At 72.1% G+C, this 13273-nt stretch carries 12 protein-coding genes; 9 read left to right on the forward strand and 3 right to left on the reverse strand.

Features of this window, described 5'->3' with window-relative positions; all coding sequences use genetic code 11:
• Nucleotides 1-119: 119 nt before the first annotated feature.
• From LZ604_RS28605 to LZ604_RS28630, 6 genes are all read left to right on the forward strand, one after another.
• Nucleotides 120-413, forward strand: coding sequence for a DUF503 domain-containing protein (locus LZ604_RS28605; protein WP_234518594.1), 294 nt, complete (start codon nucleotides 120-122; stop codon nucleotides 411-413).
• Nucleotides 414-450: 37 nt separating this feature from the next.
• On the forward strand, nucleotides 451-903 hold the full coding sequence (gene rbfA, locus LZ604_RS28610; RefSeq protein ID WP_234518595.1) for a 30S ribosome-binding factor RbfA: 453 nt from the start codon (nucleotides 451-453) through the stop codon (nucleotides 901-903).
• Complete coding sequence (gene truB, locus LZ604_RS28615) at nucleotides 900-1805, forward strand: tRNA pseudouridine(55) synthase TruB (RefSeq protein WP_234518596.1); 906 nt, start codon at nucleotides 900-902, stop codon at nucleotides 1803-1805. Before rbfA ends, truB begins: the two co-directional genes overlap by 4 nt.
• Before the next feature lie 227 nt (nucleotides 1806-2032).
• Nucleotides 2033-3415: a trypsin-like peptidase domain-containing protein gene (locus tag LZ604_RS36395; RefSeq protein WP_344416853.1), complete on the forward strand. Its 1383-nt coding sequence runs from the start codon at nucleotides 2033-2035 to the stop codon at nucleotides 3413-3415.
• A gap of 50 nt (nucleotides 3416-3465) precedes the next feature.
• Nucleotides 3466-4422 (forward strand): bifunctional riboflavin kinase/FAD synthetase, encoded by a 957-nt coding sequence (locus LZ604_RS28625; protein ID WP_234518674.1) that lies wholly within the window; start codon nucleotides 3466-3468, stop codon nucleotides 4420-4422.
• Nucleotides 4423-4533: 111 nt separating this feature from the next.
• On the forward strand, nucleotides 4534-4764 hold the full coding sequence (locus tag LZ604_RS28630) for a DUF397 domain-containing protein (RefSeq protein ID WP_234518597.1): 231 nt from the start codon (nucleotides 4534-4536) through the stop codon (nucleotides 4762-4764).
• Between the two features lie 83 nt (nucleotides 4765-4847).
• Here the strand turns inward: LZ604_RS28630 and LZ604_RS28635 are convergent, their stop codons facing one another.
• The 3 genes from LZ604_RS28635 to eccE all read right to left on the reverse strand — a co-directional run bounded on the left by LZ604_RS28635 (nucleotide 4848) and on the right by eccE (nucleotide 10297).
• Nucleotides 4848-7952, reverse strand: coding sequence for an SCO5717 family growth-regulating ATPase (locus LZ604_RS28635; RefSeq protein ID WP_234518598.1), 3105 nt, complete (start codon nucleotides 7950-7952; stop codon nucleotides 4848-4850).
• 186 nt (nucleotides 7953-8138) lie between these two features.
• Nucleotides 8139-8981, reverse strand: a complete 843-nt coding sequence (locus tag LZ604_RS28640) for a hypothetical protein (protein ID WP_234518600.1) — start codon at nucleotides 8979-8981, stop codon at nucleotides 8139-8141.
• On the reverse strand, nucleotides 8981-10297 hold the full coding sequence (eccE, locus tag LZ604_RS28645; protein WP_234518602.1) for a type VII secretion protein EccE: 1317 nt from the start codon (nucleotides 10295-10297) through the stop codon (nucleotides 8981-8983). The genes LZ604_RS28640 and eccE overlap by 1 nt, the downstream gene beginning before the upstream one ends.
• 353 nt (nucleotides 10298-10650) lie before the next feature.
• Here eccE and eccB point away from each other — a divergent pair, with 353 nt between their 5' ends.
• From eccB to LZ604_RS28660, 3 genes are all read left to right on the forward strand, one after another.
• Nucleotides 10651-12258, forward strand: a complete 1608-nt coding sequence (eccB, locus tag LZ604_RS28650) for a type VII secretion protein EccB (protein ID WP_234518603.1) — start codon at nucleotides 10651-10653, stop codon at nucleotides 12256-12258.
• Between the two features lie 208 nt (nucleotides 12259-12466).
• On the forward strand, nucleotides 12467-12778 hold the full coding sequence (locus tag LZ604_RS28655; protein ID WP_234518604.1) for a WXG100 family type VII secretion target: 312 nt from the start codon (nucleotides 12467-12469) through the stop codon (nucleotides 12776-12778).
• A gap of 88 nt (nucleotides 12779-12866) precedes the next feature.
• A complete protein-coding gene (locus tag LZ604_RS28660) occupies nucleotides 12867-13151 on the forward strand; it encodes a WXG100 family type VII secretion target (RefSeq protein ID WP_234518606.1) in 285 nt (94 codons plus the stop codon).
• Nucleotides 13152-13273 lie beyond the last annotated feature (122 nt).

Genomic DNA, 13273 nt, shown 5'->3' on the forward strand with positions numbered 1-13273 from the left:
CCTGCCCGAAAAAAACCGCGTCGAGTCGCCTCCGGTGTTCGTTGTACGGTTTTCGTGTCCCCGCCCCTCCCGGCGGCGGGGCCATCGATCCCGTACCGGCGGGTCATCCGGATGCATACATGTATGTGGGGACGCTGTCCTTCGACCTTCTCCTGGGCGACGTACGGTCGCTGAAGGAGAAGCGCTCCGTCGTCCGACCGATAGTCGCCGAACTCCAGCGGAAGTACGCGGTGAGTGCGGCCGAGGTGGACCACCTGGACCTCTACCGGCGGGCCTGTATCGGCCTGGCCGTGGTCGCCGGTGACGCGGGGCACGTGAGCGACGTACTGGACCGGTGCGAGCGGCTGGTCGCCGGGCGCCCCGAGGTGGAACTGCTGTCCGTAAGACGGCGCTTCCACGGCGACGACGACTGAGCAAGAACACAGACAGGAAAGAACGGGAGACGGACCAGTGGCCGACAACGCGCGGGCTAAGAGGCTGGCGGACCTCATCCGAGAGGTGGTGGCCCAGAAGCTGCAGCGCGGGATCAAGGACCCGCGGCTCGGCTCGCACGTCACCATCACGGACACCCGGGTGACGGGCGATCTGCGGGAGGCGACCGTCTTCTACACGGTGTACGGGGACGACGAGGAGCGGAAGGCCGCGGCCGCGGGCCTGGAGAGCGCCAAGGGCATCCTGCGCTCCGAGGTCGGACGCGCCGCGGGCGTGAAGTTCACGCCCACCCTCACCTTCGTCGCGGACGCCCTGCCGGACACCGCCCGGACCATCGAGGACCTCCTCGACCAGGCGCGCGCCTCCGACGCGAAGGTGCGCGAGGCGGCCACGGGCGCCGCGTACGCCGGTGAAGCCGACCCGTACAAGAAGCCCGACTCCGAGGACGAGACGGACGACACCTCCGAATGAGCCGTCAGCACAGCACGCCCGACGGCCTTGTCATCGTCGACAAGCCGTCGGGCTTCACTTCGCACGACGTCGTCGCCAAGATGCGCGGGATCGCCCGCACGCGGCGCGTCGGGCACGCCGGCACCCTCGACCCGATGGCGACCGGTGTGCTCGTTCTCGGCGTCGAAAAGGCCACCAAGCTCCTCGGGCACCTCGCCCTGACCGAGAAGGAGTACCTGGGCACCATCCGGCTCGGTCAGACCACCGTCACGGACGACGCCGAGGGGGAGATCACCTCCGCCGCCGACGCCTCCGGGGTCACCCGCGACGCCGTCGACGCGGGGATCGCCAAGCTGACCGGTGACATCCTCCAGGTCCCGTCCAAGGTCAGCGCCATCAAGATCGACGGTGTGCGCTCGTACAAGCGGGCACGCGAAGGCGAGGACTTCGAAATCCCCGCCCGGCCGGTCACCGTCTCCTCCTTCACGGTGTACGACGTCCGCCACGCCGTCGCCGAGGACGGCACGCCGGTGCTGGACCTGGTGGTCTCCGTGGTCTGCTCCTCCGGGACCTACATCCGGGCTCTCGCCCGCGACCTGGGCGCCGGACTCGGCGTCGGCGGACATCTCACCGCGCTGCGGCGCACCCGCGTCGGACCGTACAAGCTCGACTCCGCGTCCACCCTGGACCAGCTCCAGCAGGAGCTGACCGTGATGCCGATCGCGGAGGCCGCCGCGGCCGCGTTCCCCCGCTGGGACGTGGACGCCAAGCGGGCGCGGCTGCTGACGAACGGCGTGCGCCTGGAGATGCCCGACGAGTACGCGGGCGCCGGCCCCGTCGCCGTCTTCGACCCCGAGGGCCGCTTCCTCGCGCTCGTCGAGGCGCTCAAGGGCAAGGCGAAGAGCCTGGCGGTCTTCGGCTGACGCCGGTGCCCGTGGAGCGGCGGTCACGGGGATCGAGCCGCCGCTCCACGGTCCCCCCTCGGTTCCCCCTCCCAGAGGTGTATCCAACGCCCCGCGTCAATTCACCCCATCGAGCAGGCGCTCGGAGTGAACGGAGGGAGCGGAAGGGGGCGCGTTCGCCTCAAGATCTGTTCCGTTGATCACCATCGGCCTACCGACGGGCTCAGGCACGGCGGGGAGGTTCGGGCATGGCGGTTCAGGGCCCTCGGACAGTGGACCGCGGCGGGCAGGGGCACGGCCCGGGCCCCGCCCTTGTACGGGTGTGCGACCTGGCCGGACGCCCCCGCGGCACCGGGTTCGCAGTCGACCGCCGAGGCACGGTGGTCACCAGCCACGAGGCCGTCGAGGGGCCGGCCCGCCTGCTGCTGCACACGCCGAGCGGACGCGCCCGCGTGCTGGATACCGACGCGGTGACGCCCCTGCCGTACGCGGACCTCGCCCTCGTCTGCACCGAGGGGCTGGGCCTGGGCCCGCTCCCCGTCACGGCACGGGACCGTATCGAGGCCGGTGCGTACGTCAGGATCGCCGCGGGCGGCTGGCGCGAGGCCCGGGTGCTCGGCACGACCGCCGTCACCTACCGGGCCGGCGACTGCTGCCGCCTCCTCGACGACGCCCTGAAGCCGGCGATCGGCACGGCGGGCACCGAAGCGCTCCGCCCGGGCGGCGGGGCCGCCGGAGGACCCGTCCTCGACGCCGCCACCGGCGCCGTGCTGGACGTCCTCGGCACCAGGCTGCACACGGAACACCGGGGCACGGGACTCGCCGTACCGCTCAGGGGGCTCGGACAGCCCCTCGACGAACTGCTGGACCGCAACGCGCGCACCGTCCCCGCCTACGGGGCGGACCTGAACATCGCGGGAGCCCTGGACCTCACGACGGCCTCGGCGGGGACGGGCGGCCCGCCGGACGACAGCGCCCTCGTCCCACGCGTCCGCACGGCCGAGAGTTCGCGGCCTTCGAGAGGGGCCCGTCCGCCGTCCTGGCACCCGTCGGCTCCCCGGGCAGCGGCCGTACGACGGAACTCGCCGCCCTCGCCGCGCGGCGCGCCCGGGACCCCGAGCCCGCCCCGGTGCTGTTGCTGCGCGGAGCGGACCTCAGGGACACCGACACATCCCTGGCCGCCGCGGTGGGGCGGGCACTGCAGCGCACGGGCCGGCCGCCCACCCCCGGCACGGACGCCGTCCGGCCCGAGGACCTCGCGCAGGTCGCACGGGACGCCGGGCGCCCGTTGCTGCTGCTTCTCGACGGCCCTGAGGACATGCCGGCCGGCCTCGCCCGCCGGAGCACCGACTGGGCCGGGGCGACGGCCGCCTGGCTGCGTACGAACGGGGCCCGGCTGGTGCTGGCCTGCGGGCCGGAGCACTGGGAGCAGACCGGAGCCGAGTTTCCGGAGGAGCTTGCTCGGCCGGTTCGGTCGTCGCTCGAGCCGCCCCGGCCGGATCGGTCGTGGCCCGGTCTGCCCGGCCGGGACCGGTCGCGGTCCGACCGGTCCCGGCCGCCCCCGCTTGCGTGCCGCCCGTCACAGCCACCATGCCGATGCGGGCCGAAGGCCCGTGGCATGGCACCCTTAGACCTGCGTATGAGGCAGACACGGACACGGGTTCGACGAGGAGCGGTCACAGTGCAGCGCTGGCGTGGCTTGGAGGACATCCCCGAGGACTGGGGACGCAGCGTCGTCACCATCGGCTCCTACGACGGAGTCCACCGCGGACACCAGTTGATCATCCGGCATGCCGTGGAACGCGCCCGTGAGCTGGGCGTTCCCTCCGTCGTCGTCACCTTCGACCCGCACCCCAGCGAGGTCGTGCGCCCCGGCAGCCACCCTCCGCTGCTCGCCGCGCACCACCGCCGCGCCGAACTGTGCGCCGAACTGGGCGTCGACGCGGTCCTCATCCTGCCCTTCACCACCGAGTTCTCCCGGCTCTCGCCCGCCGACTTCGTGGTCAAGGTCCTCGTCGACAAGCTGCACGCCAAGGCCGTCGTCGAGGGCCCCAACTTCCGCTTCGGCCACAAGGCCGCCGGGAACGTGGAGTTCCTGGCCGAGCAGGGCAAGACGTACGACTTCGACGTCGAGGTGGTCGACCTGTACGTGACCGGTGAGGCGGGCGGCGGCGAGCCCTTCTCCTCCACCCTGACCCGGCGGCTGATCGCCGAGGGCGATGTGGAGGGCGCGAGCGAGATCCTCGGGCGTCCGCACCGGGTCGAGGGCGTGGTGGTGCGCGGCGCCCAGCGCGGCCGCGACCTCGGCTTCCCGACCGCCAACGTCGAGACGCTGCCGCACACCGCGATCCCCGCCGACGGCGTCTACGCCGGATGGCTGCACGTCCAGGGCGAGGCGATGCCGGCCGCGATCTCCGTCGGCACCAACCCCCAGTTCGACGGGACCGAGCGGACCGTGGAGGCGTACGCCATCGACCGGGTGGGCCTGGACCTGTACGGGCTGCATGTCGCCGTCGACTTCCTCGCGTTCGTCCGTGGCCAGGCCAGGTTCGAGTCGCTCGACGCCCTGCTGGAGCAGATGGCGGATGACGTGAAGCGCTGCCGTGAGCTGATCGCGGCCGCCGAGGGCCGCGCCTGATTCCGATCCACCTGCTGAACCGGTCGCCCGGTTCCCCGGGCAAACCCCGACCGGCCGCGCTGAGTTGTAGAATCCTGACCGTCCGTAAGGTCGGTGGAACGGAGTGAACCGGTGGCGACCGAGCAGGAGAAGGAAGCGCTGTACGCCCTGGACATCAGCGACGTCGAGTGGGTCGGCTCCCCTGACGGTCCCCAGGACGAGCGGGTGGAGATCGCCTATCTGGAAGGCGGCGCCGTCGCGATGCGCAACTCCGCGGACCCCGACACGGTGCTCCGCTACACCGCGGCGGAGTGGCGGGCGTTCGTCCTCGGGGCGCGCGACGGGGAGTTCGATCTGCGGTAGTGATACGGACGCCAGAGGGCCGGCACTGTGCGAGTGCCGGCCCTCTGGCGTTGCCCGGCCGGTCCGCGACCGGCCTCGGTCCCTTATTGCTGTGTCCAGCCGGGCGGTACGGGGCCCTGCTGCGGCTGGTTCTGCTGCGGCTCCTGGGCCTGTGCCGGGGGCTGCTGCCAGCCCTGCCCCGGCGCCGGGGGCTGCTGCTGCCAGCTCTGCCCCGGTGCGGGCTGCTGCCAGCCCTGTCCCGGCTGGGGGGCGCCGCCGGGCTGGGCGTAGGGCTGCTGGGGCTGCGGCGGGGGCGCGTACCCCTGGGGCTGCTGCTGGAACTGGAGGTTCGGGTTGCCGAAGCCCTGCTGCGTTCGGGCGATGTCCTCGGCGACGAGAGCGGCGAGATCGAAATAGGCCTCGCGGGTCTTCGGACGCATCATGCTGAGGTCCACCTCGGCGCCCGCCGCGAGGTGCTCGTCGAAGGGCACCACGACGACACCGCGGCAGCGGGTCTCGAAGTGCGCGACGATGTCCTCCACCTTGATCATCTTGCCCGTCTCGCGGACACCGGAGATCACGGTGACCGACCGCTGGACGAGATCGGCGAACCCGTTCGCCGAGAGCCAGTCGAGCGTGGTGGAGGCGCTGCTCGCGCCGTCCACCGAGGGCGTGGAGATGATGATCAACTGGTCGGCGAGGTCCAGGACTCCGCGCATCGCGCTGTAGAGCAGACCGGTACCCGAGTCCGTGAGGATGATCGGATACTGCCGGCCCAGCACCTCGAGCGCGCTGCGGTAGTCCTGGTCGTTGAAGGTGGTGGAGACCGCCGGGTCCACGTCGTTGGCGATGATCTCCAGACCCGAGGGGGCCTGCGAGGTGAAGCGGCGGATGTCCATGTAGCTGTTCAGCTGCGGGATCGCCTGCACCAGGTCGCGGATGGTGGCGCCCGTCTCGCGCCGCACCCGTCGGCCGAGGGTGCCCGCGTCCGGGTTGGCGTCGATCGCCAGGATCTTGTCCTGGCGCTCGGTGGCGAGCGTCGCGCCGAGCGACATGGTCGTCGTGGTCTTGCCCACGCCGCCCTTGAGGCTGATCACCGCGATCCGGTAGCAGGACATCACGGGCGTACGGATCAGCCCCAGCTTCCGCTGCCGCTCGGCCTCCTCCTTCTTGGCGCCGAACTTGAACCGGGACGGGCCCGCGTTGTTCTTGCGGGCCTTGGGCTGGTTGCGCAGCAGCCGGTCGGAGGACAGCTCCACGGCGGCGTTGTAACCGAGCGGGGTGCCGGGCGCGGCCTGCTGCTGCGGGGCCCCGGGCCCGGCCTGGGGACCGACCGGGGCAGTCCAGCCCTGGTTGCCGTAGGCGGCGGGCGGGGCAGCGGGGTGCTGTTGGGGTGCCTGCTGCTGAGGCACCTGCTGCTGCGGCGCCTGTTGCTGCGCTGCCTGCTGCTGGGGCAGAGGCTGGGCCGGGACCTGCTGGGGGGCCGGAGGCTGCTGGTGGGGCGCGGGCTGCTGCGGCTGAGTGGGCTGCTGCGGCGGGGTGGGCAGCGGGTAGCCGTAGCCCGGCTGCTGGGGCGGATAACCGTAGGCGACCGGCCCGGGCTGCTGCGGCAGCGGGTAGCCGTACCCGGCGGCCTGCGGCTGCGGCTGCGGGGGCTGGCCGGGCTGCGCCGGGAACGCGGGCGGCTGTGCCGGGAACGCGGACGGCTCCGGCGGGCCGAACGTGCCCTGCGGAGGCGTCGGGTGGCCAGGCTGTCCGGGCCCTGGCTGCGCGGGGGGCTGAGGATGCCCGTACCCGGTGGCTTGCCCGGGGACCCCCTGCCCGGGGACCCCCTGCCCGGGGACCCCCTGCCCGGGGGCCCCTTGCGCGGCGGCCGGGGCCTGGCCGGGCTGCTGCCCTGTCTGCTGCGGTACTCCCTGGACGGGGCGTGCGGAGATATAGCCCTCCGGCAGCGGGGGAAGTTCCTGGTCCGCCTGGGGTGCCGCCGGGGTCCCTGCGGCGGGCGGCGCCGATGGCTGCTGTGCCTGCGCCGCGGACGGAGCGGCGGGAGCCGGCTGCGCCTCTGCCCCCGCTTGTGCAGGTGCCTGTGCATGCGCCTGTGCGGCCGCCGCCGTGCCCGCCTCCGCGCCGGTCTCCGCCTCGGGCTCGGCTTCCGGCTCCGGTTCAGCCGGGGTTGACGCGGCCTCAGGGCCGGGCTGAGCGGCGGACTCCGCATCGGGCCGGACGTCCGCCGTCTCCGCGCTGTCCGCACCGGACACGGACCCGGCGGAGTCACCGGGCTCCGCCTCCCCGGCCCGCTCCTCCTCCGGCTCCTCGTCGTCGGCATCGCCGAACAGCCGCTCCGCCTCGGCGTCGGCGGCGGCGTGGTTGAGTTCGGGCATCGGCTGCTCGGGGACGGTCCCCGAGGGGACGCTCGCCGTCGGGGCAGCCGCCTGGGGCTGGTGGGCCTGGGGCAGGTAGGACTGGGGCGGGTCGCTCGGGAGCGGAGTGCCCTGGGGCGCGTTCCCCTGGGCGTCCTCGTCGACCGGCCGCAGCACGGGGAAGCCGGGTGCGCTGGACGGCTGGGCCGGCACCTGCTGCTGGGGCCGGCCGTAACCGCCCGGTGCGCCCTGGCTCTGCTGGGGTGCGCCCGCGGCCGTCTGCTGGGGTGCGCCGGCGGCCGTCTGCTGGGGGTAGCCGTAGCCGTCGGGCGCCGTGGCGGCTGAGGCTGTCTGGGGAGTGCCCGGCGTGGGGTGCTGCTGCGGAAATCCGTAGCCGCCCGTCGCGTACGGGTTCGCGCCGGGCGCGCCAGGGGCACCAGGTGCGCCGGGCACGCCGGGTGCGCCCTGCGCGGGCTGCTGCGGCACGCTCTGGGCGTACGGCTGCGCCGGCGCGGGGACCTGGGGTGCCGGAGCGTGCGGAGCGGCGGCCTGGGATCCCGGCGCCTGGGGAACGGCGGCCTGGGGCGCGGGAGTGTGCGGTGCGGGAACCTGGGGCGCGGGAGCGCCCGGCGGCCCGGTGGGTGACCCGACGGGCGGTCCGGGAGGCGGCGGTGGCGGTGCCTGGCCGGCGTCCGGCTGACCGCTGGCCGCGGAGCCACCCTGCGTGCTTTGGGCGTACCAGGCGGGAGGCGTGTAGACGATTTCGAATTCGCCGGTGAGGTCAACCTCTTGATCGTCCCCGTCCGAGGACGGGCTGCCGCCGTTGTACTCGGACCGATCGCTGTTCACTGCTTGCCTCCTGGTCAGCCACTGCTGCTGAGTTGGTCGTCGTCGCGGCCGGGCGGACCGAGTGGCGGGTCCCACGCGGCTGCGATCGTCACCGCATCACCAGAAGACTAATCACTCGTATCGCGGGAGGGAAAAGTGGCCGTGGGGGCCGCCGGCCGGCGCCGCGCGTCCCGAGACGACGACGTGTCAGTCCATACGGCGGGCCGCGCCGAGAAGGCCCGTCTCCGCGTCGGTGGGTTCGGTCATGACGAACTTGCGGTGCTTGCGGGTGCACCACAGGGCGACGCCGTCGTAGAGGGTCGGCAGCAGCTGGAGATGCTCGTCCGGGATGCCCAGGGTGTCGCGTACGATTTCCGTCTCCTGGGGCGAGATGCGCTGAATTCCCACCAGTTGGGCCTGAGCCAGCCAGCGGGGCGCGTGCTCGCTGACGAAGGGCAGCACCGTCACGACGGCCTGCCACGGCAGGGAGGTCACCCGCCCGCGCGGCGGGCGGACACCGCAGTCCCGGATCAGCACCACCGGGCTGGAGACGGAGGGACCCTGAGCGGGCACCCGTCCCACCGGATAGACCGTCACGCACTGCTGACCGCCGCCCGCCGCCTGCGCCAACTGCTGCCAGACCTGCGGACGGCCGGTCTCGACGCCCACGCGCGCGCCCGTCGCGGCGGCGCGCAGCGCCAGCACCTGGGCGAGCCAGAGACCACCCACGAGGACGACGTCGAAGGGCGTGGGACGGGACAGGCCGAGCACGGCCGGCTGCGACTCCGGGTCCGTACCGATGATCACGCCGTCGTCACCGATCGGCATGCTGATCGCCGCGAGCTCGTCGACGGTGACCACATGGCGGTTGCGGCGCGGCCCGCGCAGCCCGAAACCCGGGCTGAAGATGCGCCGCTGCTCCTGCGGCGTCTCCGGCTGCCGGACGACGGGAATCATTCCGGTGTCCGTGGGTGAGGCCACGTGCGCCGGCGTGCGCCCGGCGGCCCGGCCGTGCTGCCCCGGGTCCGTGACCGTGGTGGGGTGGGACATCAGTACGTACCTCCGAGCGGCAGAGTGGCGAGGGCTCCGGGGACCTGCTCCCGGTCGAGGCGTACCAGCCCGACCTTCGCGGCGCTCGCGGCCCGCTCCAACTCCCGTCCTACCTGGCCCAGTTCACTGTCGCCGCGGGCGGTGATGCGCAGGTGCCCGGTGAGGGAGACACCCCGGTTGCCGGCCCTGCCCAGGGTCATGCTGAACGTGGTGGCGAGCACCGGGAGCGAGGTGAGCCGCGTGACCAGTTCCGGCAGCGCCACACCGCTGTCACCCAACTGCGGCCAGCGGGAGAGCCAGTACGTGGTGTGCCACCGGTCGTCGACCCGCCAGCTCCGCACCGACTCGACCGTACGCCGCTGGGCCGGACGCCCGTCCTGGGCGTGCTGCGCATTGGCCCTCGGGTTCAGACAGGCGGACGTCGCGAGCGCCTGAACGAGCTCGTTCTCGTCCAGGATGGTCGCCTTGAAACCGGCCCCGGCCAGCCGGCTCGCCAGCTGGTCCGCCACCCGCAGCAGGGCGCGCTGCGCTCCGGGAACGCCGTCACCCCGGGCCTGAACCGCCTCCGGGCACAGTTCCGGGTCGAGTTTGAGGGCGACCCAGGTGAGCCGCAGCGCGGGAGAGCCGGCCTGCGCCTGGAGGGGGCCGTACGACCGCACGGCGACCGACTGCGGCGGCAGATGCGGCGCGGGTGCCGGCTGCGTGTGCTGCACGACCTGCGCGGATGCCAGACGGATCCCGTCGACCTCCAGGGCCTCGTGGATCAGTTCGAGCGGCAGTCGGCGCCCGGCGGACTCGGGACGCAGCGGCTGGTCTCCCGGCTGCACGAAGAGCACGGTGGTCAGGAAGGTGCCGTCGCCGATCATGCCGATCGAGCGGTCGTCACGGGACACGAAGCGGTACGTCCGCAGAGCCGGGTCGCACTCCACGGTGGGCGCCAGCAGCGGGTCCGTCCCCGGCGGGACGGGCAGCTTGGCCTCGCGCCGACGGCGCCGCAGCGCGCGCGTGGCCTCGTACCACTCGGGCAGCGGCCGGTGGCCCCGGCGCAGGACGGCGAGAAGCAGCAGCAGCGCCGCCACCGCACCGGCCGGGGCCAGCAGCCAGGTGGCGTCGGCGGCCCAGGCGGCCAGCATCACGGCCGCCGCGAGCTCGATCAGAACGAGCTGCGGCAGGCGCAGCGGGCCCATACCGCCCGGGCTGGGCAGCGTACGCGGCGTCGCGGCGGCCGGGGCCGGAGCCGGCACGCGTCTGCGGTCCGGACCGTCCTGTTGTTGCTGTGCGCGGCCTCTGCGCCGAGTGCTCGTAGCGCTGGTCATCCCCCGGGACATCCCTTTCGCGAAATTGTGGCCGTTCGTCGGGCGGAGATCCTCTGTCGGATATCCCGGCGACGGGCCAGGGGCACCGATGGCCCACCTCGTCCATGCGCGGGCCTCACGGTACCCGCTGCCGAACGCCGGGCGACACAGGGGACACCGGAACCCCAGGTGACCCAGCCTGTCATGGACCGGCCCCGCATGGTGGAGCGCTGTGTGAGGCTCTGTGAAGATGCGGGAGCAGCCCCGCACCTGATGAACCGTCGCACCATGGCGCAGTGCGATAGTAAGGGCCTGCTCGGCCGAAGCGGCCTTTCGAGTACACAGAGCATCACAAAACGGGAGACCTGGGGACCATGGCAAAGCGTCGGGACGAGCTCGCCGCCTACACGTTCGCTCGCAAGCGCACCGTCGCGGCGTTCCTGGCACCATCGCCGGGAGGCTCCGACGAAGGCGCTCCGCGCGCCATGCAGACGGTGATGCCCAGCCTGGCGATGGGAGTCGTGCTGGTGGTGGGCTTCATCGCCTGGGGTGTGATCAAGCCCTCGGCGCCCAAGGGCTGGGACACGCCCGGTGAGTACATCATCGTCGACAGCGACTCCACGACACGCTACGTCGTCCTCAACGACAAGGCCGCGAACGGCAAGGCCACGCCGACACTGCACCCCGTCCTCAACTACGCCTCCGCCAAGCTGCTCCTGGACAAGGACAAGGGCAGCGTCATCGAGGTGCCCGGCAAGGAGATCGACAAGAGCGGCATCCCGCACGGCGCGACCCTCGGCATCCCCTACGCCCCCGACCGGCTGCCCGCGAAGGAGGACGCGGAGAAGGCGAAGACCTGGGCGGTGTGCGAGCGGCCCGCCCCCGGATCGGACGGCGCCATCGGCCGCGCCGTCTTCGTCCTCGACACGGACGACGCGAAGACACTGGAGAACAGCGGGAAGGTCGACGCCCACGAGGCCCTGTACGTCGTCGACTCCAAGACCTCGCGCGAGTACCTGGTGGACGGCAAGGGCAACGCCTTCCAGCTGGGCGGGCCGTCGGGTCTGGACAGCACCACCATGGAGCAGCTGCGCGCCGCCGTCATCGGCACCGCGGCCCGGCCGCAGCCGGTGAGCCAGCAGTGGCTGCACACGCTCAACGAAGGCGGCGTCATCACCTTCCCGACGGTTCCGTCCGCCGGCCAGGCGACCTCGGTCAAGGGCCTGCCCCAGGAGGCACGGACGGTGGGCCGGGTGCTCAAGGCCCAGGACGCGCAGGGCACTCAGTACTACGTCGTCCTGCGGGACCGGGTCGCCGCCATCTCACCCTTCGTGGCCAACCTGCTGAAGAGCTCGCCCTCCGCCAGACTGGCCTACGGCACCGACGGGGTCACCGACATCAAGGTGAGCACCCCGGACATCATCGCCGCCAACGGCGGCCAGGCCGACCTCTTCTACGCGGACAAGGGCTGGCCGCAGAGCGTTCCGCGGCAGGCCAACCCCGCGGCCACCGCAGGCGAGGAGGCCCGCACCACCTCCTGCAGCGTCTACAACGGCACCATCGGCGAGGACAGGAAGCCGCAGCTCGCCACCTGGGCCGGAACCACGTACCCCAAGAAGGTCATCGCCGACTCGATGAGCGCCTACGTCTCGTCGGGCTCGGGCCTGCTCTTCCAGGAGGTCACCGGTACGGCGCAGGGCGGCGGTGCCACCTACCTGCTGACCGACACGGGCCTGCGCTACTCCCTGCCGTCGAACAACGACAGCGCCGCCGCGGCATCGTCGTCGACCGCGGCCTCTTCCTCGTCGTCCTCGGCCACGTCCTCGTCGAACGACGGGCCGAGCGACACGGACAAGGCGCGCACCCGGCTGGGCTACGAGAAGGTCTCCAACCCCGCGGTGGTACCGCAGTCTTGGGCCACCTTCATCCCCAAGGGGCCCACTTTGGACACCGGCAGCGCGGCCCAGCCGCAGGCCCAGTGAGTGCCCAACAGGCCTGCGGAACACCCGACTTGGTGGCGTACGGTCACAGGATCATCGCTCAAGTGTGTGAGCCGTGTAACTGATTGGCCCTGTCCGTGGATGAGTGACAGGCTGACGATAGAGTGTTTGCAGCACTCAAAGCTGCGAAGCTTTTCCGGGCACCTGGGCAGGTTTCCCGGATCAACGACGACATGGGGGAAGGTTCATCATGGCCGGCCAGTTCCGGGTAACAGAAGACGAACTGACCAAGCTCTCCAGCGACATCAGCACCGCGAACGGTCAGATCCAGGGAGAGATCCGCCGTCTCAACGGTGTGATCGACCAGATCGCGGGCGGCTGGCAGGGCCAGGCGGCCCAGTCCTACCGCCAGTTGCAGGAGCGCTGGAACGCGGACGCGAAGAGGATGAGCGACATCCTCAACGACATCAAGGAAGCCGTGGACTCCACGCGGAGCAACTACTCCGCGTCGGAAGAGCAGCAGAACTCGGAGATCAGCAAGATCATGTCCGACTTCGGCTGATCCAGCCGCTGCGGACCAAGTTCTCAGCCTCTCGGCAGTTCCCACCGTTTCCACCGATTTCCTTCGACTCTCCCTGAAAAGGAACGCGATGTCGATCCTCGTCAATTACGCAACCATCACCAACGCGTCCACGGATGTGCGCAGCACCGCCGGCCGCATCAAGCAGCAGCTCGACGACCTCGAGGCCGCGGTCAAGCGCGTCGCCAACACCTGGGAAGGTGAGGCGCAGGAGGGCTACCAGCGCAAGCAGCGCGAGTGGGACCAGACCGCCGCGGACCTGCACGCGACCCTGCTGAAGATCTCCACGGCGCTCCAGAGCGCGGCCGAGAACTACCAGGCCACGGAGAAGAGCAACGCCTCGACCTGGGGCTGAGCCGTCGGCGGCCCGAGGGACACGACATGAGGACAATCGGCCCAGCCGACGCCGCGGCGTCCGCTGGGCCGACCCCGTGTCCGGGGTCGCGCACAGGAAAGAACGCGAATCTTCACAAGCGT

Source organism: Streptomyces glomeratus (genome assembly GCF_021462825.1).
Classification (GTDB): Bacteria; Actinomycetota; Actinomycetes; order Streptomycetales; family Streptomycetaceae; genus Streptomyces; species Streptomyces glomeratus.

Coding starts and splice junctions, on each gene's coding strand:
- LZ604_RS28605 (WP_234518594.1), top strand. CDS start 120: ATGTATGTGGGGACGCTGTCCTTCGACCTTCTCCTGGGCGACGTACGG.
- truB (WP_234518596.1), top strand. CDS start 900: ATGAGCCGTCAGCACAGCACGCCCGACGGCCTTGTCATCGTCGACAAG.
- LZ604_RS36395 (WP_344416853.1), top strand. CDS start 2,033: ATGGCGGTTCAGGGCCCTCGGACAGTGGACCGCGGCGGGCAGGGGCAC.
- LZ604_RS28640 (WP_234518600.1), bottom strand. CDS start 8,981: ATGTCCCACCCCACCACGGTCACGGACCCGGGGCAGCACGGCCGGGCC.
- eccE (WP_234518602.1), bottom strand. CDS start 10,297: ATGACCAGCGCTACGAGCACTCGGCGCAGAGGCCGCGCACAGCAACAA.
- eccB (WP_234518603.1), top strand. CDS start 10,651: ATGGCAAAGCGTCGGGACGAGCTCGCCGCCTACACGTTCGCTCGCAAG.
- LZ604_RS28655 (WP_234518604.1), top strand. CDS start 12,467: ATGGCCGGCCAGTTCCGGGTAACAGAAGACGAACTGACCAAGCTCTCC.
- LZ604_RS28660 (WP_234518606.1), top strand. CDS start 12,867: ATGTCGATCCTCGTCAATTACGCAACCATCACCAACGCGTCCACGGAT.